At 57.1% G+C, this 21,251-nt stretch carries 17 protein-coding genes; 11 read left to right on the top strand and 6 right to left on the bottom strand.

The window, feature by feature from the left end:
• Positions 1 to 331: 331 nt before the first annotated feature.
• Positions 332 to 2,074, top strand: a complete 1,743-nt coding sequence (locus tag LG294_RS16020; RefSeq protein ID WP_404287471.1) for a GMC family oxidoreductase — start codon at positions 332 to 334, stop codon at positions 2,072 to 2,074.
• 679 nt (positions 2,075 to 2,753) lie between these two features.
• On the opposite strand, the gene LG294_RS16015 is transcribed toward LG294_RS16020, so the two are convergent.
• Positions 2,754 to 4,454, bottom strand: a complete 1,701-nt coding sequence (locus LG294_RS16015) for a thiamine pyrophosphate-binding protein (protein ID WP_404287470.1) — start codon at positions 4,452 to 4,454, stop codon at positions 2,754 to 2,756.
• 58 nt (positions 4,455 to 4,512) lie between these two features.
• Positions 4,513 to 5,649: a flavin reductase gene (locus LG294_RS16010; RefSeq protein WP_404287468.1), complete on the bottom strand. Its 1,137-nt coding sequence runs from the start codon at positions 5,647 to 5,649 to the stop codon at positions 4,513 to 4,515.
• Between the two features lie 150 nt (positions 5,650 to 5,799).
• Here LG294_RS16010 and LG294_RS16005 point away from each other — a divergent pair, with 150 nt between their 5' ends.
• On the top strand, positions 5,800 to 6,306 hold the full coding sequence (locus LG294_RS16005; protein WP_404287466.1) for a MarR family winged helix-turn-helix transcriptional regulator: 507 nt from the start codon (positions 5,800 to 5,802) through the stop codon (positions 6,304 to 6,306).
• Between the two features lie 309 nt (positions 6,307 to 6,615).
• Entirely contained in the window at positions 6,616 to 7,518 is a 903-nt protein-coding gene (locus LG294_RS16000; RefSeq protein ID WP_404291806.1) for a formylglycine-generating enzyme family protein, read from the top strand.
• Positions 7,519 to 8,358: 840 nt separating this feature from the next.
• Here the strand turns inward: LG294_RS16000 and LG294_RS15995 are convergent.
• Positions 8,359 to 8,955: a CGNR zinc finger domain-containing protein gene (locus LG294_RS15995; protein WP_404287464.1), complete on the bottom strand. Its 597-nt coding sequence runs from the start codon at positions 8,953 to 8,955 to the stop codon at positions 8,359 to 8,361.
• 95 nt (positions 8,956 to 9,050) lie between these two features.
• Between LG294_RS15995 and LG294_RS15990 the strand changes: the two genes are divergently transcribed.
• From LG294_RS15990 to LG294_RS15955, 8 genes are all read left to right on the top strand, one after another.
• Positions 9,051 to 10,109 (top strand): LLM class flavin-dependent oxidoreductase, encoded by a 1,059-nt coding sequence (locus LG294_RS15990; RefSeq protein ID WP_404287462.1) that lies wholly within the window; start codon positions 9,051 to 9,053, stop codon positions 10,107 to 10,109.
• Between the two features lie 52 nt (positions 10,110 to 10,161).
• Positions 10,162 to 10,797 (top strand): isochorismatase family protein, encoded by a 636-nt coding sequence (locus LG294_RS15985; protein ID WP_404287460.1) that lies wholly within the window; start codon positions 10,162 to 10,164, stop codon positions 10,795 to 10,797.
• Positions 10,798 to 10,898: 101 nt separating this feature from the next.
• Positions 10,899 to 12,143: a CynX/NimT family MFS transporter gene (locus LG294_RS15980; protein ID WP_404287458.1), complete on the top strand. Its 1,245-nt coding sequence runs from the start codon at positions 10,899 to 10,901 to the stop codon at positions 12,141 to 12,143.
• Between the two features lie 86 nt (positions 12,144 to 12,229).
• Entirely contained in the window at positions 12,230 to 13,384 is a 1,155-nt protein-coding gene (locus tag LG294_RS15975) for a sensor histidine kinase (RefSeq protein ID WP_404287456.1), read from the top strand.
• Between the two features lie 657 nt (positions 13,385 to 14,041).
• Positions 14,042 to 15,946 carry an FAD-dependent monooxygenase gene (locus LG294_RS15970; RefSeq protein ID WP_404287454.1) on the top strand — a complete coding sequence of 635 codons (1,905 nt, stop codon included), beginning with the start codon at positions 14,042 to 14,044 and terminating at the stop codon, positions 15,944 to 15,946.
• A gap of 89 nt (positions 15,947 to 16,035) precedes the next feature.
• On the top strand, positions 16,036 to 16,770 hold the full coding sequence (locus tag LG294_RS15965) for an AAA family ATPase (RefSeq protein ID WP_404287452.1): 735 nt from the start codon (positions 16,036 to 16,038) through the stop codon (positions 16,768 to 16,770).
• A 235-nt stretch (positions 16,771 to 17,005) separates the two neighbouring features.
• A complete protein-coding gene (locus LG294_RS15960; RefSeq protein ID WP_404287450.1) occupies positions 17,006 to 17,236 on the top strand; it encodes an alpha/beta hydrolase in 231 nt (76 codons plus the stop codon).
• Between the two features lie 216 nt (positions 17,237 to 17,452).
• Positions 17,453 to 18,271, top strand: coding sequence for a PspA/IM30 family protein (locus LG294_RS15955; protein ID WP_404287448.1), 819 nt, complete (start codon positions 17,453 to 17,455; stop codon positions 18,269 to 18,271).
• Positions 18,272 to 18,351: 80 nt separating this feature from the next.
• On the opposite strand, the gene LG294_RS15950 is transcribed toward LG294_RS15955, so the two are convergent.
• From LG294_RS15950 to LG294_RS15940, 3 genes are read right to left on the bottom strand one after another with little or no spacing between them, the layout of a single operon-like run.
• Positions 18,352 to 19,215 (bottom strand): hypothetical protein, encoded by an 864-nt coding sequence (locus LG294_RS15950; RefSeq protein WP_404287446.1) that lies wholly within the window; start codon positions 19,213 to 19,215, stop codon positions 18,352 to 18,354.
• The gene (locus LG294_RS15945; RefSeq protein ID WP_404287444.1) at positions 19,212 to 19,901 is read right to left on the bottom strand and encodes a LuxR C-terminal-related transcriptional regulator; all 690 of its coding nucleotides are present in this window, start codon (positions 19,899 to 19,901) and stop codon (positions 19,212 to 19,214) included. Before LG294_RS15945 ends, LG294_RS15950 begins: the two co-directional genes overlap by 4 nt.
• Entirely contained in the window at positions 19,889 to 21,163 is a 1,275-nt protein-coding gene (locus tag LG294_RS15940) for a sensor histidine kinase (RefSeq protein ID WP_404287442.1), read from the bottom strand. Before LG294_RS15940 ends, LG294_RS15945 begins: the two co-directional genes overlap by 13 nt.
• Positions 21,164 to 21,251: the final 88 nt, after the last annotated feature.

Raw genomic sequence — 21,251 nt, 5'->3', positions numbered from 1 at the left:
GCGTAACTCACGCAATTATGCGTCAACCGTGCTCCCGGCGGGAAGTTCTCGGAGCGGATAATGGCCGGGAGCCATCGGGTTGACGGGTACTAGATTTCACCCTGCAAGATGTCAGTGGTCTTTCCATATCTTCTTCTGCGGACAATACGATGTGGACCCCTCTTGCGGAAGCTAAGAGGGGGAAGGCCGTAACATGGCGGGTTTGAAAGAATTTGAAGGGCATTTCAATGTATCGGATCAATGTTGTCGCGGAAATCTCAACACACATGGATAGATCGTGTTCACTGAATTCTGCAGCACAGATTAACTCGCCGTAAGGGGCTAACCACTAATGAGCAGAACCTTTGATTTCGTTATTGTCGGCGCAGGTCCTGCCGGTTGCGTACTGGCGAATCGACTCAGCGCAGATCCTGCAAATAAAGTCTTATTACTAGAAGCAGGTACCGAACCAACAAGCGCCAAATCACGTGTACCTGCCACCGCCGTACACACATGGTTCAGTCCTGAACACACGTGGATGTTGCGGTCAGAACCAGAAAAGTTCTTGAATAACCGCACGTTGCCGATTCCCGCTGGAAAATTGCTTGGTGGCGGTACCTCAATTAATGGCATGATTTTCAACCGTGCGGTGCCGACTGACTACGAAGCGTTCAAAGAAATGGGACTGACAAAGTGGGGCTACAAGGAGCTGTTACCCTACTTCAAACGCAGTGAAACAAACTGGCGTGGAAACAGCACTTACCACGGCGACAAGGGCCCGATGCGGGTTAACAAATTTGGTGCGGCCCACCCAATTGCGAATGACGCATTGCTTGCTGCCCAAACTATGGGCTTCCCAATTACTGATGACTACATGGGCGCACAACCCATAGGGTTTGGTATTCCGGATACCAACGTATACCAGGGCCGACGTTTTGGCGCATATCATGCCTACCTGCGTCCTGCCATGGGACGACCAAATCTCACGGTTGAGACGGGAGCGCAGGTTACCAAGATTGATATCGAAGCAGGACATGCCGTCGGCGTCCGATATCAAAGGAATGGACAGCTCACCGTTGTGCGAGTAGACCGAGAGGTCATTATCTCGGGAGGTGCATTCCGTACTCCGCACATGTTGATGCATTCAGGTATTGGTAACCCAGAGGACTTGAGAAACCTTGGTCTCACGGTGCATCACGAAGCTCCTGAGGTCGGTCAAAACCTTGTCGATCAGCCTGCTTTGGGAATCGAATTCGAAACAAACCCCGAATACGCTTTCGACCATGAGCTGCGTATCGACCGTGCTGCCAAGAACGTGTTGCAACTCCTCACCTCTGGTACCGGTGGGTTGTCGCACATGCCGGTCGCTGTAACCGGTGTCGGATCTACTACTAGGGACAGCGACGAACCGGACCTGCGGTTTATGATCGGTGGGGCAGCGGATTCAAAGGTCTGGTATCCCTGGTCGTCGAAACGCCGCGGCGATCTGTTGATCGCCAATGCCGCCCTCTCACATCCGGCAAGCAAGGGAACTGTGCGACTCGGGTCAGCGTCGCCGTTTGATGCACCGCGGGTCAATTACAACCTTCTGCAAGATCCGCGGGATGTGGAAGGACTGAAACGAGCGTATCGATTCTTGTTTGAATGGCTTGATCAGCCGAGTCTGAGGCGTCATGTCGGTGCCGTCGCCAGACCAACGCCGCTGCCGACGACGGAAGCAGAACTGGAAGACTTTATACGGGCCACAGCATCGACGACACAACACCCATTTTCAACATGTCGTATGGGCGTTGATGACAACGCCGTGGTGGATGAGGAGCTGCGTGTCAATGGTATCTCCGGTCTACGAATTGCTGATGCCTCAGTACTACCGCGCCAGGTGGCGGGTAACCCCACCGCTGTCGTGCTAATGCTGGGCGAAAAAGCAGCTGATATGATCCTTGGCAACGTTCCCCCTGCGCCGATTGAAGAAGCCCAGGAAGCTATTGAAGCAGCCCGCGTCCAGTACCCGCTTCCTGAAGTCCGTGATTTCCCTCGTTTGAAGGAATCTAAAGCCTTTGCGGGAGATAAGTGGGAGGTCATGACCGGTTGGTAAATGACCTTAGATGGTCAGTTGTCTTCATGGTCTAGAGCAGCATTTTACCAACCGATGGACATGCCCTGGCTTGCTAGGAATGCGCACAAATCCGTCTCTCACGGCGCACCACTATGCCGTGGCAGACGGATTTTGCATGTCTGGGAGCGTTGTCATAATTTGATCTGCTGGTGTAGCCATACGAGCAGTCCACGTGCGCTGGCAGCAGTTACGACCTGCCACCGTGGAGGGTAGGTAGGTCAAGACTGCGTGTACCACGCCCGGACCTGCCCGGTGATGTCATACCAGGGTTCATTAGAGAACGTCCGAGTAGCTTTTGCCTCTCAGAGTTACGCATATCGAGGGGCTATACGGAAAATGGGGCATCTTGCATTGCACCTTTCGGAGGAGTATGTCGATCGTCTGCTATTGCGGCCGTGAAAAGGTACCCCTCTCGCGTCTGTAATGCCGTGAGTGGTGGATCGTGGACCAGATTGTACGTCCTTCCTTGTAGCGCCAGACATTTTCACGGCGGAGATCAGTGCTCTCTCATGAACAGAAGCCGACCGGTTAAGCATATTTACGCTGCGTCACTGCTGGTGTTTTCGGTTGCGGCTCGTTTGGATGCAGGATACAAAATTACTCGGCTGGGGTGCTCCCCAGCCGAGTAATCGATAGCTTTTTGTGTGAACGAAGTCGCCTACTTTTTTAGAGTCAGTTCAACAATTTCTTCAATGTAGGGTGCCACGACGTTTCGTGAAATCCGTAGATCGATCACGAAGGTGCCTTTGGCACCGGCTTTGACCCACTGATCAACTAGATCGAGGTCTTCCATCGTGTGAATAACGGCGCCGGTGGCTCCGAAACCCTCCGCAAGCTTGGCGAAATCCGCCTGCTCGATTTCCATGATGCCGGTGTCCAGCCCCTGCGAACCATACTGATGCACTTCGGCGCCGTAGCAGCCGTCGTTGAAAATAAGAACCGCTGCGCTTCTTGAAGTTCGAACCAACGCATCGAGATCGGCTAGCCCCATGATTGCTCCACCATCGCCAGCAACAACAACGTGGGTGCGGTCTGGTCGAGCTATGGCGGCACCGGCAGCAGATGGCAAGCCAAGGCCAATTGATTGATACTGCGTTCCGACCATAACCAAACTATCTGGTGTCGGAAGATCAAAGTAATAGCTTGACCAGCCGATGAAGTGACCGCCATCGGAAATAACTTGCCGGTTCTTTGGCAGGATTTCGTTAAGTCGGATCATAGCGGTGCGTGGGTCGAGCCGGCCATCCAGTGCGGTACCGCTACCGCTGTCGCGTTGAAAATTGATCGTCGAATCGCGGGCATGCTCGGCAACGCCACCCCAGGGTGTTGACGGAGCAGGCTTGCTGGGCAGGGTCCCAAGGATTGCGCGAACTGTTTCGGAAGCATCTGCCGAGACAAAAGTCGTGACCAGCGGATTTGTTGGCTGCTCGTTCAGATCAATCTGGATGATCTTCGCATCCTTGGCAAATTGAAAGCCGAATGCCGTGGTGAATTGGTTAAGGCTTACGCCGACGGAAAGGACCACATCCGCCTGTTTGATGAGCTCAGAGCTGGCATCCGAAGCGAAACCACCACAGACTCCAAGGTCCCATTCTCGTCCCGCAAATGTGCCGCGAGCCGGTGCACTCGACACTGTGAGCGCTCCAATTTTGTCAGCCAGGCTGCCAAGATCCTCTGCCGCATAACGTGCACCTCGGCCAGCCAAAATCAGTGGACGTTGGCTTTCCTTGAGTAGATCGACAATCCACTGAACCTGGGTAGTTGACGCGCATGGCGCAGATGGTGTTTCGTATGTCGCTGCGTCAGAAGGATCCGCTGCGGAATCAGCGTCAGTAACAGTTGCGGTGGCAACATCGTATGGCAGGTTGAGTACCACCGGTAGCCGTTTGGCTACGGCGGTTTCAAACGCAGCACGAATAGAACCAGCCGGATTGCGCGCATCAACGGTCATGGACACCGCTCCCATTGCTTCAGTCAGGGCGGTCTGGTTAACGTCCCAGGGGCGGGGACCGGTGCGTGGTTGGCTGCCCGCCACGACGACCATAGGCGTTCGCGAGCAGACGGCTTCGCCCAACGGCGTCAGGGCGTTGGTGAATCCTGGTCCATAGGTTGTGCTAGCACAGGCAATTTTACGACTAATACGATAGTACGAATCGGCCGAAGCCACGGTACCGGCTTCATGACGTAGCGCAGTCAACCGAACGTTGCCCTGCAGGGTTAACGCATCAAGAAAGTATGCATTGCCATTACCCATTACCGTGAATACTTCAGTTGTGTATTCCGGTACGATGGCTGCAATTATTTCGGAGACGGTCTGTTGTTGAGTTGCGACCGGGGCCGACTCACGAAGGGACTTCATGGCGGAAATATACCTCTTTCACGGTTGTTGTGCCTATGGTCGAGCGGGGCGACTGCGCTTAGACTTCGCCGCCACGCGATTCAATGACTTGCTGTGCAATAAGGTTCACGACTTTGAGATGGCGCCGAATCGCGGTACGAGCGGCATCGACATCTTGTGAAACCAATGCTTGAGCTAGGTCGAGTAAGTTTTCTATATCCAGGATCTGGGCGCGTTCACCTTCAGGAAGTAGGCTGATCCACAGCGGCGCGGTCGACAACTCGCCGTATGCACCAAGCAGTTGTGTTGAAGGGGAGAGCCCAATCAATTGCCTATGGAAGGCTTTAACGGCCCGCAAGTAGGAATCAAGATCGGTTGACGACGCCTTCTTCAGGGCATCGAGTGTATCGAAGCTGATCTCAAACGATTGGACTTGTTCCAGGGTGGCCATTGCCAGATGCGTATCGACGACACCGGATTCGATGGCTGCTTGAGCCGAGAAAAATCCCTTGGCCATTTCTGCGGTAATCGGTGCTACCAGTGAAGTTCCGTCGGGCTGTTCGTTGACGAGGCCTTCTGCGGTGAGGCGCACAATCGACCGACGAATCAGATGTGGACGAGTTTTGAGTTCTTCTGCCAGCTCCTGAGGATCCAGCGCTTCGCCTACGGGTGTATTGCGAGCGAGCACATGAAAACGAAGCGCGCGGTAGGTGTTATCTTCAGCGTCATCTTCAAAACGACCAAATTTGCCTCGGAAATAAGTCAGTGGTTCGCCAGGGAGCGTTTTCGCATCTAGCACTTCGCCCAAGAAGACGGTGTGCGTCCCTCCGACAGCGGTATCGACCACGCGGCAGACGATATTCGCTAATGCGCCATCAATCCAGGGGACGTCCGCGACCGCGTTGGACCACGCGGTGTTTTCGAATTTGTTGGTGCCTTTGCGAGCAAAGCACATTGCCACATCTCCCTGGTCTTGAGCCAGGATATTGACGCCAAAGACTTTGGATTCGGCAATGACATCATGTGTATCGCTGCTGCGATTCAAACAGATAAGCATCATGGGTGGATCCATCGATAGGGATGCCACCGCAGAGGCGGTTGTGCCAGCCGGCGTAGTGCCGTCGGTTGAAGTGAGCACCGTGACGCCAGTAGCAAAGTGGCCCGCAACGTCTCGAAATATATTCTGATCAAGCAACGGTGCGTTTTCTAGAGTCATCGTAAACCTCCATGATTGTTGTATGAGTCACATATGGTTCTTACTGTAACATATGTTAGTGATGGGTGGTGGTTTGCATCAAACTTCCTCAATAATTGGTTGACGTACACCGAGGTTTGCAACTGGATTCGTGCAGAAAGAAAATTAAGTATGAAAAGCGAAGAAAGCGTTCGGCACAGCCGGGCCAAAAGCGAGAATCAGGGTGTGCCGGAAGGCGCTGAACGCCCGGTCTTTGCCGATATTATGACATTGCAGCGCATTGGCAACCTCTTGAGTAGACCCTTCTTTCAGCAATATGCCAAGCGGCATAACCTGACTCTCAATGAGTGGCGCGTGGTGGTGGTCGCCCACGACAGGCCGGGTACCGCAGGGCATGAGGTGGGGCGATTTGCTGGGTTAATTCCTATGAATGTCAGCCGAGCTGTCGCCTCGTTGAAAAGCGCGGGTCGTATCCGTGCGGAAACCGATCCAGAGAATCGTCGCCAACAGTCACTGTATTTGACCGAGGAAGGTGAGTTGCTATTTGAACAAATCTATCCCAAAGCACGCGCTCATGCGGAGAGGCTGTTCGAGGTTTTCAATACTCAGGAGAGGCAACAGTTTAGCGACATGTTGCAGCGGCTGTATCGAAGGGCTGAAGATGTTCTGGGGGACTAGGCCAGAACGCTGTTCTAGTTGCTAGATAGAGAATCGCACTCCGGCGCTGCGAGTATCGACGGGGACGGTTGCCTTCTGCGAAACTAACCAAGTAAGATGCCAACCTGTTCGCCAGATGCCACGAATGCGGTGCCGTTTCATGGCGTACATGAAAACTTGGTTGAGGCGTTCTGGGCAGTATTCTCCAAGTTACGTCAGGGAAAATGATCCAGGTTGATTCAGGCCGACACAATACTGCCAGCATTGTGTCACCATTTAGGGAGAGCTATTGTGACCGTTCTGCCAGCAGATGCAAACGTACCTGACGGAATGATTCAAATCCCCGGCGGAACGTTTTCCATGGGATCCAATGATTTCTATCGTGAGGAGCAGCCTGTTCATCAGGTAGAGGTATCTACATTCCTGTTGGATCGAGCGCCTGTCACCGTAGAACAGTTTCATCGCTTCGTTGCGGACACCGGATACGTTACAGTCGCCGAGCGGGCGCTGAATCCATCAGATTATCCGGGCGTAAGGCCAGAACTCTTGGTTCCGGGGGCTCTTGTGTTTACTCCCACACAGGGTCCTGTACCTCTACATGACCCAACGCTGTGGTGGTCATGGGTAGCCGGCGCGTCCTGGCGCCAGACTGAGGGGCCGGGGTCCGATGCGCTCGTGGATCGATCCGAGCATCCTGTGACTCAAGTTTCATATGAGGATGCCGCGGCCTATGCTAGATGGGCCGGCAAGCGGCTGCCAACCGAGAGTGAACATGAGTTTGCCGCACATGGGGGGCGCGAAGGCACATTATATGCGTGGGGTGATGAACGATGCCTAGCTGGTCAACACATGGCCAATACATGGTTGGGGCGCTTTCCGTATGAGAACTCTGGTTTGGACGGATGGGTGGGAACCTCCCCTGTAGGGTCATTCCCGGCCAATGAGTATGGAGCAGTTGATCTTATCGGCAACGTCTGGGAATGGACCGCGGACCGATGGACCGCGCATCAGCCAGTAGTGACACGGACCCCGTGTTGTACGCCGGACGTGCCTCGCAATGCTGATAGTGGACTTGCCCAACCTCGCGATACGTTCGTGGTGAAAGGGGGATCTCATTTGTGCTCACCTGAATATTGTCTGCGGTACCGACCTGCTGCTCGACAGCCGCAGGAGCGTGACACAGCAACGTCGCATATGGGGTTCCGTTGCGCTCAAGACTTCGCGGCACCCTAGTGAATGAACGGGGTTCGGCTTGGCCAGCAGTTTTGCAGCATGGTGGTCGAGGCTGGCGCAACATCTTTGTAATGGCCGGCCGCTGATGAAGCTTCAACTAGAATCGGTCAGTAATCCAAATAGCAGGAGGTGAAGTTTCGCGTAGTATGTAGCAATCTGTGGACGCGAGCGGCATCGTCAGATACGTGAAGTCTCGCTGATCAATTGGACGCATCTCGGAAACGTTCATTTGCGACAGCCCATTGGTTAGGGTCGCGACTAAATGTTTGCTGTCGATGGTTTTGCATGCATTCTAATTAGTTGCTGGATGCTTAGACATGTACGACTATCCGTGCGACAACAAATTCCTTGAGCTCATCAGGAAATGAAACGTTCGTCGTTGTCATAATGCCATGGTAGAGCGGCTGGCTAGGCTTGCCGCGAAGGAACTGCCAGTGGTATTAGCTCATCCGAGTGGGCGCGAGGCTTGATGGAAATTTCCAATGCGTGCGAAAATATCGTGTAATTGTACGGCTCGTGTGCTGTCAAAACGCCCCCGTAAGACTGATTGAACGGTCGATGTGGTGTCAGGTAATTGCAGGGTATTAGTTAGGCGGGTGAGATTGACATCCAGTCTGCATGGCGCAGTGATTGACTTGGTCAAATTTTGCTGTCAAATCGAAATGCGCATCGGACAGTGCGTGAAAGTCGACACCGGAGTGCTGATGATGAGGGTTAGCCTACTTCTACGACATCACCTGTAAAGGTCCGAGAATCATCTGGGGTAGGAAAAATATTCAAGGAGTCAAGGCCTGTGCTTCATCGTCTTGAGTGGCCGTTCCGACTTAACTCGAAGCCAGCCTAGGCTGAGCTCTTTAATGCGTTCTCGCGCTTCCGTGCGTAGGCTCGGGCAGCACGGACGCGGTCTCCGCAGCGGGTCGAGCACCACTGCCGGCGCCCGTGCGTTCTGAGCAGGAATCTTTCACAGGGTTCAGCCTCGCATTGCGTCAGCAGCGCAGCCTCTTCCGAGGACAAAAGGGCCGCGGCATCTTCGGCGATCACTGACATCGCATGTTCCACAAGGCGGGTCACCGGATGATCGGTTGATCGGTAGAACCCGTTGTCGGGGGAGTAGCGCAGTAGCGGAGTATGCGGTGCCGCCGTCAGCGCTTGGTTTACCCGGTCCACGATCTGCTGATCAAAAGGCTGACCCGCCGCACGAATGGAAAAGGCTTTACTTAGATCGGCGCGCAAGCCACTGAGCTTGTTCTGGCAGTAGGACAGCAGGGCTGCCTCTTCGTCGACCAATCCGCGCTCAATCAGCCAGGTCGTTGTCGCTTCGGGTGAATCCAGCTCGTCAGCAATCTTCCCGCCGGGCAGGTGGATCCTGCTGTTGACCAGATCGATGCTCAGGTGCGATTCGGTGCCGGGGGCTGGTGGTAAAAATGCTTCAGACATACTTCTCATGGTAGCAGTAGATTTTTATCGTGAGAAAGTGTTATCGTCTAATCACGCTATAAGTTATTTTTATCCGTGAGAAAAAGAGGTTTCATTTGCACCCCGCACCAAAATTCGGATCCGCACCATTTGCGCTCAACGCCCATACCGGCGGCAGCGTAGGAGTGGGGCAGACAGTCCAAGACGGCTTGGCTTCGTTGATCAAGCTTGCACGAAAAGCTGACGAGCTGGGATACCACCGTTTCTGGATGTCAGAGCACCATGCGATGCCGGGTCTGGCAGTGTCCTCGCCGCCGCTGATGCTTTCGCGTCTGACCGCGGAAACCGAGCGAATCCGTCTAGGCGCTGGCGGCGTAATGCTTCCGAACCACGCACCGTTGGTCATCGCTGAACAATTCGGCACGCTGGATGCACTCGCCCCGGGACGCATCGATCTGGGACTTGGCCGTGCACCGGGCACCGACCATGCCACCGCCGCCGCGCTTCGCCGCGGAGAGGGCGCAAATGAAAACTTTGCCCAGCAGGTTGCCGAACTGATGGGTTTCATGAACGACGACTTTCCTGCGGGCCATCACTACAGCACCGTCCATGGGGTGCCGGGTCCATGGCAGGCGAAAGAAAACCGTGTCCATCCGCCGCAGGTGGCTCCCGAGCTGTGGATGCTCGGTTCCTCACCGTATTCGGCACAGCTCGCGGCAAAGCTCGGCCGCCCCTATGCCTTCGCCCTGCAATTTGGCGATGCGGACATCGATACCGCCATGCGAATCTACCGGGACAATTTCGTGCCCTCCGAAGTGCTCGACGCACCTTATGCCATGGTCAGCGTCAGTGCGGTAGTCAACGATGATGCTGCCGAGGCGAAGCGTCAGACCTCCAGCGCAGCCATGGCCATGCTGCGCATGTTCAAACGCGAATCCTATAAGCTGCTTCCACCGGAAGAGGTCGCGGCCTTCGACGGAACGCTCAACGAACGGTCCATCATCGACATGTACACCGAACGCGCGTTCACCGGCACCGCAGCCACCGTGGCTGGCCAGCTTGAAAAGCTCCAAGAGCAAACCGGGGTCGACGAGATCATGCTTGTCATTGGAACCTACTCGCCCGAGGCCGAGATCAGCACCCTGGAACTGCTGGCAAAGCACTACGGCGCTTAACCAGACTGCCCCCAACGTACTCGCTTTACCCAACAGCAACAAGGAGAAAAACATGACCAGCCCACGCCGTGCCCTCATTGTCATCGATGTCCAGCAGGAGTACTTCGAAGGCCTGCTGCAGATCCAGTACCCGCCACGTGAACAGTCCCTGGCTCGCACCGCTCAGGCAATCGACGCCGCGCAGAATGCCGGAATTCCGGTATATATCGTGCAGCACCAGATGCCCGAACAGGCGCCGGTGTTCGCAGATGGCTCGGCCACCTTCAAATTGAACCCGGAAATCGAACAGCGTGCGGGCAAAGCCGCAAAGGTCTTCAGCAAGGCGTACGCCAGCGTTTTCGCAGGCACCGGGCTCGAAGCGTGGCTGCGTGAAAACGAGATCGACACGATCGCGGTGACCGGGTACATGACAAACAACTGCGTGATCGGTTCCGTGGCAGCCGCCGAACCGCTGGGCTTCAAGGCCGAGGTGCTTTCGGATGCCACCGGCGCCATCGATATTGCCAACGAGGCGGGTTCCGCCAGCGCCAAGCAGGTCCACGAAACCCTGATGGCGCTCTTGCACTCCAACTGGGCCGCGGTGGCCGCCACCGAGGAATGGATCGGCGCGCTTGATGCCGGAGAACCTCTAGCCGGGAGCAACCTTGTCGTCTCGGCGATGGAAGGCCGCAAGCAGCACCAGCAGTAGCTCGCATCAAAAGACAGCGTGAACCATATAGTTCACGCTGTCTAGGACTTAAGGCTCAACCATGGGACTGGATCCGGGCGCTCGCTGGCTAGGATGAAGCCATGGACTCCAAACACCCGGCACTGCCTAAAGGCCTCGGGGCGCTGCTGATTATTGCTATGGTATTTGCTGCACTGAACCTGCGCCCGGCAGTCACCTCACTTGGTGCGCTGCTGGACCAGGTTATCGATGGCCTGGCAATGAATGGTTTCGTCGCAGGGCTCATCACCGGAGTGCCGCCCCTTTGCTTTGCGGTGCTCGGTCCGCTAGCCCCGAAGCTTGCTGGGAAGCGCGGACCGGAAGTGGTGGTGATCGCCGCGATGCTGGCGATCCTCCTGGGTCTGGCCCTGCGCTCGGTGGCACCCGATACGTGGGTGTTCTTCATCTTCACCGCGCTGGCGCTGGCCGGAATCGCGGTCGGAAATATTCTGATGCCGGTGCTCGTCAAACGCTGGTTCCCCACAAAAATAGGTGTCGTCACCGGCGCGTACACCACCGCGGTAGCCCTCGGCGCCTCGGTGGTCGCCACCGTGGCGGTGCCCGTCAACGAAGCGGTCGGCGGCGACTGGCGAAGGGGCCTGGGGATCTGGGCGGTGCTGGCGCTGATTGCGCTGTTCATCTGGTTCGTAGTTTATTTCGGGTTGCGCAACCAGATCGCACAGCGGCAACTTCCTGCCCAATACCCGTCCGCGGCCGCATCAGGGATCGGCCCGATGAGCCGCAATGGCACCGCGTGGTGGGTGGCGCTCTTCTTTGGTGCGCAATCAACCATCGCGTACATTCTCATGGGATGGGCTCCGAAGATTTTCACCGACTTTGGAGTCGACCCGGCCTATTCCGGGGCGCTACTGGGCGTGATCCTCGGTGTCGGGGTGCCGCTGTCCTTCATTATGCCGGCCCTCGCGGCAAGGTTCGCGCATCAGGGACCGCTGGTGATTATCAATGGCGTTGCCGGGATGCTCGCGGTGCTCGGCATGATGATTGCGCCGGTGCAGGGAGCCTTTATTTGGGCAGCGCTCTTAGGCATCTGCGGTTCGAGCTTCCCGCTGGCGCTGACCATGATTGGGCTCAAAGCGCATACCGCCGCCGGGGTGAGCAAGCTTTCCACCTTTGGGCAATCGGTGGGCTACCTGATCGCAATTCCCGGCCCCTTCCTCGTCGGTGCCCTCCACGAGGTGACCGACTCCTGGACCATGCCGCTGTTGCTGATCGCAGGCTTGATCATCTTCCAGACCTACACCGGCATCATGGCGGGCCGTCCCCGGTTTGTCGAGGACAGCGGAGTTCCGATTCGCATTGACGCCTAGCAGTTCGTGAGCGCTCCGGCCCGGCAAGACCTACATGAAGCTACTCGGATCCCGAGGTTTACGCAGGGGCGACATAGACTGAAGCTGTGGAAGAAAAAGGCAGCCTGCGCATCAATAAGAGTCTCTGGGCAGCGGCCATATTCCTGGCCGTCATGCTTCTCTGCCTGGTGGGTGATCCCTCCGGGTGGGGCAAATCCATAGACCCCGCTGGCATAATCACCGCTGGTGTTTTTGCCGTCGGATTCGCAGTGCTTTCCGTACTTCGGGGAAGAATTCCACGTACCGCGATGCTCATCGCCGGCTTGGGAATCTGTGCTTGGCTGGCCCTTGGACTGCCGCACATTGCGGCGCTTGTCCCGCTGCTGTATTTTCTCGCGGGTGTAACTCGCGCCGGACACCGCAACTTTGCGTTGGCCAGTGCCGCCGGAATTCTAATCATCAGCGTGGCCTTGGGATTCATTCATGGGCTAGAGCCTTCGGCGATTTTCGATTATGAGCTGCTGGCCTTTTCGGCGTTGGCGCTGCTGGCCATTGCCTACGGAGAACTGCGAGTCAACCGCCAGATCCTGCATGGGCATATGGCACAGCTTGAAGAAGTCGCGCTCCGGGCGACGAAGGCCGAAACTGAACAACAACATCTGATGAGACGCGCCAGAGTGACCTATGAGCTCCATGACGAGATTGCCCACAATCTCGCGGTGGCCTCGTTGCATACGAATGCGGCCCTCGACTCCGAGCTGACAGACACCCGCACGGCTTTGAGCCTGATTCATGTTCGCCAAGCGGTAACCGGGGCGTTAACTGCTCTGCGCGGTACCTTCGACGCCTTGGGCCAGCAAGAACCTCCCGAGGAATTATCTGCCAACCTCGAAGATGTTGAACGAATTGCCACTTCGCTGCGCGATGCCGGAATCGAGGTCAGTATCCATAGCTCTGGGCTAGGACAAGCAGCGGACTTCCCACAGCTGGCCATGCGGATTATCCGCGAGGCCGTTACCAATGCCGTCAAGCATGCGGATCCGAGCAACATCGTGATTTGGATCCGCGAGAATGATGAAGCCGACGGGTCCCCGCACTGGACAGTTTCGGTGCGCAACAACGGTGTCCGCGGACCCAATCCGCAAGCCCGTTCCGGGTATGGCCTGGCACGTTTGCGTGCGGAAGCCGAAGAAGAAGGCGGAACCATTGAATGGGGACGGCTGGGCTCGAACTTTCTGCTGTCGGCAACGGTGCGCAAATAGACTGATAAGAAATCATGATTCCCCACTGCGCAGCACAAGCTTGGCGCGAGGAAGGGCGCATTCATTGACCAAGAGCTAGGTGCACCTCGATCTTCCCTAGTGAGGGTGGAACCAAAGTAGCTCTAGCCGGGTTTGGAAACCGGGCGTAGAGTGAAGTCACCAAACGATGCGGCACTTGCGACAGCGCGGGGCTCGCACAACCTATGGGAGGTCGAGATGGGTGATTTTCGGGCATACACCATGGAAGAGCGGGCCACATATTTGGCACCGTCTTGCGCGCGCTGCGGACAGCATCGGCATGTGGTGTGGGAAAAGGTCGAGGGATCCGAAACATATCTTCCTCGCGATGCCGGATGCTCAAATGAGGCCTGCACCGCTTAGTCGGTTGTTTGGGGCGAATAATCGTTAAGCGCGCACGCCCAAGCTAGCGGAGATTCGTACTGAGGTGGCGGCAATTTTCAGCGCCATCTGGTCCCGGTCCAACTCTCGCGGAAGATAGATCACCGCGATGGCACCCGGCTTGATCTGGCGGATATTGCTCCGGGTTGAGCTGGGAACGGATTACCCGGCTTGGAGCGCCATTATCGATGGGGTGCCGAGTTCCAGGGCGTTGTGCCACCGTGGCATCTGCATGGCGCGGCATTCTAAGGAGCAAAAATGCAGATCCATCACAGAGGCTATGTCTCCGGAGACCCGCGCGTGAAGCCAGCGGCCGGTTATGGAATCGATCGCTCGGAAGAAATCCCCGATGAGATGGATGTGCTGATTGTGGGAACAGGTCCTGCTTCCGCGGTTGTCGCAGCCCAGCTCTCCCGCTTTCCCAGTGTCAACGCCCGCGCCATCGAGGCACGCCCAGGCAGGCTGAAAGTAGGCCAAGCTGACGGCATCCAGGCGCGCTCGGTGGAAACTTTCCAAGCTTTCGGTTTCGCCAATGAAGTCATCGACGAGTCCTACCGCAACGTGGAGATGTGCTTCTGGACCCCGGATCCGCAGAATCCGGCAAACATCACCCGCCACTCACGTGCGGCTGATGACTCCACCGGCATGAGCGAATTCCCGCACATCTATGTCAACCAGGCTCGAATCCTGGACTACTTTTTACGTGACGCCGAATATGCGCCGGGCAAACTCACCCCGGACTACGGCGTGGAATACCTGGACTGCGAAATCGACCCGGCCGCCGAATTCCCGGTGACCGCGCGCATCAAATATGTGGCTGGAGAACGCGCCGGAGAAGAACGCAAGGTCAAGGCAAAATACTTGGTCGGCGGAGACGGCGCACGCAGCGCAGTGCGCCGTTCGCTGGGCCACAAGCTGCACGGTGATGCCTCGCTGCACGCTTGGGGCGTCATGGATATCATGCTCAACACCGACTTCCCGGACATTCAGGTCAAGTGCTCCATCCAGTCCCACGACGCAGGCAACATCCTGTTGATCCCACGCGAGGGCGGATATCTGGTCCGCGTGTACGTGGACCTAGGCGAACTGACAGCCGAGGATGCCGGCGCCATCCGCAACACCCCGGTTGAAGAGATCATCGCCACCGCCAACCGGATCGTGCACCCTTACACCTTTGACGTGAAGTCCGTAGCCTGGTTCTCCGTCTACGAGGTGGCTCACCGCATCACCGACGGCTTCGACGACGTGGCCGATGATGAGCGCGGCACCCGTTCGCCGCACGCATTCATCATGGGAGATGCCTGCCATACCCACTCTGCGAAGGCGGGCCAGGGGATGAACGTGTCCATTCAGGACGGTTTCAACCTCGGCTGGAAACTTGCTGCCGTGCTTGAGGGCCGCGCGCCCCAAGCGCTGCTGGACACCTACGCCGAAGAGCGCAAGGTGATTGCGCAGAATCTGATCAACTTCGACAAGGAATGGTCCTCGCTCATGGCCAAGCCAGTCGAAGAATGGGAAGACCCGGACGAGCTGGAACGCTACTACGTGAGCACCATGGAATTCCCTGCAGGATTCATGACTCAGTACACCCAATCGCTGATCACCACCGGCATGGAGCACCAGAAATTGGCTCCGGGCTTCCCAGTGGGCAAGCGCTTCAAATCTGCCGAGGTCATTCGCCGGGCGGATAACCGTTGGCGCCACCTGGGCCACTTCCATGAAGCTGACGGACGGTGGCGCGTCTACGCTTTTGCCGACCATACGGCACCGGCGTTGGAGGGCACCCCGATGGCCGAGTTTGCCGCCTGGTGGAGCACCGATGCAACTTCGCCACGTAATTTATACACCCCGGCCGGTGTGGATGAGGATGCGGTCTTTGACCTGAAGGCCACCTACCAGCAGGACTACACCGAGGTAGAGCTCAATGAGGTGCCGCAGGCTTTTAAACCGTTGAAGGTTCCGTTCGGCCTGTATGACATCAACCAGGTGTTTGCTGCCGGTCACGGTCGAGATATCTTCCGCGAGCGTGAAATCAGTAAGGAAGGCGCCGTTGTGGTGGTCCGCCCGGACCAGTACGTTGCCGGAATCTTCCCGCTGACCGCGCACCAGGAAATCGCCGACTTCTTTGCCGGGAATATGGTTCCGCTTCAAACAAGCAAGTAAGACGGGTTCGAAGCCGCCGAGGCCAGAAGCGTTCTGAGCACCTGGCCTCGGCGGCTTTGTTGTACGTAGTCCTTGGTAGCCTCGAAGGTATGAACCAGCCCTTCCAGATTCTTCCGGTACGCAGGGTCCAAGAGCATCCGGAGTCGGTGCTGGGACGAAGCTCATGGCCCGCCACGATTCCGGCCGTCCGCCAGATCCTAGAGGAAGGACTGGATCTGTCGCAGCTGACGATATTTGTCGGTCCAAACGGTGCCGGAAAATCTACGCTGGTCGAGGCGATCGCGGTGGCCTTCGGGCTGAACGTGGAAGGCGGCACGCAAAACGCTCGCCACCAGCGATATGAGAATGAATCGGTGCTGGCTGAGAATTTGCAACTGGTGCGTGGTGCCGGCGCCTCAGGGGCCGGAGTGTTCCTCAGGGCCGAAACGATGCACGGGCATTTCGCGTATCTGGAGGACTTGGATCGCTTGGACCAGAAGAAACGCGGACTGCATAACCTGCAAAGCCATGGTGAGTCATTCATTGAATTCTTCACCTCTCGTTCGCAGGTTAACGGACTCTGGGTCTTTGATGAGGCAGAGTCGGCGCTTTCCTTCGAGGGCAGCCTCATGTTGCTCTCGCATATTTCGGATCTGCTGGATTCTGGGTCGCAGGTAGTACTCTCCACGCACTCGCCCATCCTGGCTTCGCTGCCCGGAGCCGACATCTATGAAACCGGGGACTGGGGCCTGCGCCGCTCGACGTATGACGAGTTGGAAATGGTGCGCAACTGGCGATTATTCTTAGATGCTCCGGGCAGGTTCCTGCGCCACTTCGAGCGCTAGGAACCCTGCCAGAAGTGCATGCCGTCAGGCTTTCGCGGCGATGGCGCGACGTCGATAAGCTGCCATTGAGGTGAAGAACGGGGGCCAACGTCAGATCACCCTGGTAGCTCAATGCTTGGGCCACGGTGGCAAACGGTGCGTAGGGGGAGTCCTCGGGCTGTGCCGTAGTGGTCGGCTGATCGTTAGAAGCCTGCGCGATACGTAATTCAATTCCAGGGATTTCGTTCAGCACCCGTTGCGCCCGCGCCGCATCCAGTTCTACTTCGTAGGGAACGGATTCGGCAATGAACTCGATCCGCGGCGCGGCGAAGGGGAGCTGTACGCGCGGTACCTGTCAAAAGCCGGAGCCGACGCGCAATTGGAACGCTTTAACGGGGCGAACCATGGTTTTGTGGTGAACTTCGCTTGGATCCCTGAATTTGCTCGCGTCTTCGAAACCGCTGGCAAGTTCCTTTCCGAGGGATAACAGAACTTCGGGTTCGCAGCGGCGCAATGCCAAGGTGATGCGTGCGGAGCATAAGTATCGCAACGACCTAACGAGACCACCCCTGCGCGAGAATCTTCCAGAACGTATTTTCTACGTAGATTTTCGGTGAAATATCTGTGCTGATCCCGAAATCGAGTTTAGCGCTCAGTACTGCGTCGCATAGAGTTAAAGCTGCGGTTAACGAAGGGACGCACCATGGCCAAGAAACGCTCAATTTGGGCCCGTATTTTCGGGATCGGCAAAGCAAACGCTAACGCGGCACTCGATGCGCTCGAAGATCCACAGAAGATGCTGGACCAGCAGGTCCGCGACTACACCAACAACATTGCCCAAGCGGAATCGGCTGTAGCACAGACCATCGGTAATCTGCGCATGGCCGAGGATGATCAGGCTAAGGCGATGGAAGAAGCTAAGTCTTGGGGCAATAAGGCGCTTGCTGCGTCGAACAAGGCCGAAGAGTTCTCCGCTTCAGGGGATGCTACCAACGCACAGAAGTTCAATCAGCTGGCTACCGTCGCGATTCAGCGCCAGATGGCGGCGGAGAAGAAGGTCAAGAACCTTGCTCCGCGCATTACCTCCCAGCGCGAGGTGGTCGCCAAGCTCAAAGATGGCCTGAACACCATGGGTACCAAGCGCGTAGAACTTATTGCCAAGCGTGATGAGCTCGTCGCTCGCGCCCGCAATGCAAAGACCCAGGGCCAGATGATGGAGACCCTGAAGGCCTTGGATTTGAATGATCCAACTTCGGAGATCAGCCGCTTCGAAGATAAGATCCGCCAGGACGAAGCCAAGGTCCGCGGCGCTTCCGAGCTTGCGGCCTCCTCGCTCGACTCGCAGTTCGCTGCGCTAGAAGATTTGGGTGAAGAAACCGAGATCGAGGCTCGCCTTGCGGCAATGAAGGGCGAGCAGAACGTGCTCGATGAATCCCCAGCGCCACAAGCCATCGATTCCGAAGCTCCACAGATGTCTGAAATTGAGGCTCGACTGGAAGCTTTGAAGAAGAACCAAGCATAAGCTGAAAACGAAGCTGGCCTCTGGTTGAAGTGAATATCCACTTCAACCAGAGGCCAGCTTCGTTTACTTGGCGGTTGAGATTATTTCTTTGGCGCCGTAGCTTCCGCGCCTGGGCGCAAGACCACGTTGCCGGCCGAGACCTCGACCTTCACCATGTGCTGCGATTCCGGGTTGGCGCTCAGACCGTTTTCAATGCCACCGGCTGAAACATCCTGGATAACGTTGTAGGCGGTATCTGGCAGGGTCAGCTGCAGCATCCCCGCACTGACTTCTGCTTGGACGCTGCGCGGTGCGCTACCGGTGAAGGTGCTATCGATTCGGCCGGCCGAAACATCGAAGTTCGCGGTTTGCACATCTGCCATGTCGATGTCGGTTTTCCCAGCTCCTAGCTCCACATTCAAGCCCTTGGCCGATCCGGAAGCGTCCAAAGTGCCGCCGCTCATTTCCATGATCAGGTCGTTGAAATTGCCATTGACGGAGAACTCTCCAGCGGACATTTTCAGGTCTGCATCGAGATTTCCTTCGTTGAGCGAATTAGGCAGCGTCAGGGTGACCTCGTTTTCTTCCCAGTCGCAACCGGTGAAGCACCAGTCACCCCAGTCGTTGGGAGAACTTACCAGCAAGGTGCCTTCTTCGCGGCGAAGCTTCCACTCGCCGCTGCGGGCGCTGCGTACATCCAGTGTCGCCTCGGGAACATCGGCGAAAAGGATATTGAATTTCCCTGCATCGGCGTCTACTTCCAAAGCGGTGATGCCTGCGCTACCGACGGTCTGCGAGCTGCTGCTGCTGGAGAGGCTGGATGAAGCACGCCAAGCCGAGGTGGTGATGACACCGAGGATGACTAATGCGCCGAGGATTCCCAGTACCAGGGTCAAGGTTTTCTTTGAGCCAGCAGGTTGCGGATTCTGCGGCGCAACCGGTGCGTTTATCGTTGGGGAGTTCATGGGTTTGTCCTGTCGCTGCGAGTGGTGCCCAGAGTCTGAATATGAGCCAGGGCGGCGAGCACACGCCGGTTTCCTGTCCCATCTGCCTCTAATCCAAGCTTCTGGAAGATCGAGGTAATGTACTTTTCAACGCTTGCCTCCGAAAGGAACAGCAAGGCGGCGATGGCCTGATTCGATTTGCCTTCGGCCAGTGCCGTCAGCACGCTGCGTTCCCTATCGGTCAACCGTTGCATCCGGTCATCGTGATTACGTCTGGTCAACAGCTGTGCCACCACCTCTTGGTCGAGTACCGTTCCGCCGTCCGCGATCTGCTCCAGGGATGCAATGAACTCGGTGACGTCCGCGACGCGGTCCTTGAGCAGATATCCCAGGCTTCCGGACTGCATGGAGATCAGTTCCGAAGCGTAGCGTTCCTCCACATACTGGGAGAGCACCAGCAACGGAAGCTGCGGGTAATTCTTGCGTACCTCCAGCGCGGCACGGATTCCCTCGTCGGTGTAGGTCGGCGGGAGCCGCACATCCAGGATGCAGATCTGCGGGAATGCTGAATCGTCGGCTTGGGCCAGAAAATCCATGAGGCCGCTGGTGTCGGGCAGGTCCGCAACCACCTGGTGCCCTGAGTGGTCCAGCAACCTGACTAGGCCCTCGCGCAGGAGCACCGAGTCTTCGCAGATTAGGACGCGCATGGCACATTCACCTCCACCGCGGTCGGGCCACCTTGCGGGCTATCCAGGCGGAGCGTGCCGCCGGCAGCCAGGACACGGTTGTTGATCCCATCCAGTCCGCCTCCGGGAAGTATCTGCGCTCCGCCCACACCGTTGTCTTCGATGCGAGCCCAGAGCCAACGCCTGCCGGTCTCCTCGCGTTCGCGCACCGTCACGCGGCAGGTCGCCGCCCGGGAGTGCTTGGTCGAGTTGGTCAGCGCCTCGGCGATCGCGAAGTAAACTGCCGATTCGGTGTCTCGCGGGTAGCGTCCGGAAAGCTGCACATCCAGCTGCACCGGAATGTGGCTGCGTCCGGCTACTGCGGACAATGCCGCATCCAATCCACGGTCATCAAGCACCGAGGCGTAGATTCCGCGGGTGAGCTGGCGCAGCTCGGTAATGGCCGACTTGGTCGAGGCGTGCGCCTCGGCGATCAACTCTTTGGCTTGCGCCGGATCCTTGTCGATCTGCTGATGGGCCAGACCCAAGGTCATGCCCACTGAAACCAGCCGAGGCTGGACTCCGTCGTGCAGGTCGCGCTCGATGCGGGTGCGTTCCACCTCTGCTGCACGCACCGCACCTTCACGCTGGACCGAACTGGTTCGCACCCGTTCGGTCATTTCGGATTCACGGGCAATCGCACCGATGATGGCGCAGGTGACCGCCCGGTGCAAGAAGGCCAAGCCGACTATCACCGCTGCGCCTAGGAGGGTGAAGAGGAATAGCCAGGGCGCCTGGGAGGCCGGGACCAGGAGGTCGAAGGGACCGAATACGGTGTCGGTATCGCTGAGCGGAGCGAAACCCACAATTGCGGTGTGAACCGTCCACTGCAAAGTGCCGATCATCATCGAACCGAAGATGCAGGAAAGCACGAAGCTGCCAAAGGCGGCCCACATGCGTCCGCTGGCAATGTTCCGTCCCAGGGAGCGAATGTACTCGCCGAATCCTTCGCGGCGCCGTGGACGCCAAGATAAGGTGGCGACGTTCAGATCGTAGAGTCCGGAGACGCGCTGTATTTCAAGCCAAGAGAGTCCAAAGAGCGCGTAGAGCAGGCCGATGAGCACAATGATGCCGAATCCCAGAAGGAATATCAGCGCAGCACCTGCCGCGAGCCAGCCGAGCAAGAGCCAAGAGATGGCAGTGCCGATGCTGCCCAGAACTGCCAAATGAAGAATCGTCAGTCCGATTCTCAACGGTGGCCGGACGGCGTTCTTGTCCGGGAGAAGCTTTGGTGTTGAAGTCATAGCTCAACAGTATGCTGACGTGGCCACCGGCAACATGGAGCGATCCGGAGAAGATAGGTAGGGAAAACCCGAATGATTTTCTTGGGGT

This window comes from Glutamicibacter arilaitensis (assembly GCF_044793945.1).
Lineage (GTDB): Bacteria > Actinomycetota > Actinomycetes > Actinomycetales > Micrococcaceae > Glutamicibacter > Glutamicibacter arilaitensis_B.
The sequence above is the reverse complement of the archived record's forward strand: the minus strand, read 5'-3'. Positions and strand labels throughout refer to the sequence as shown.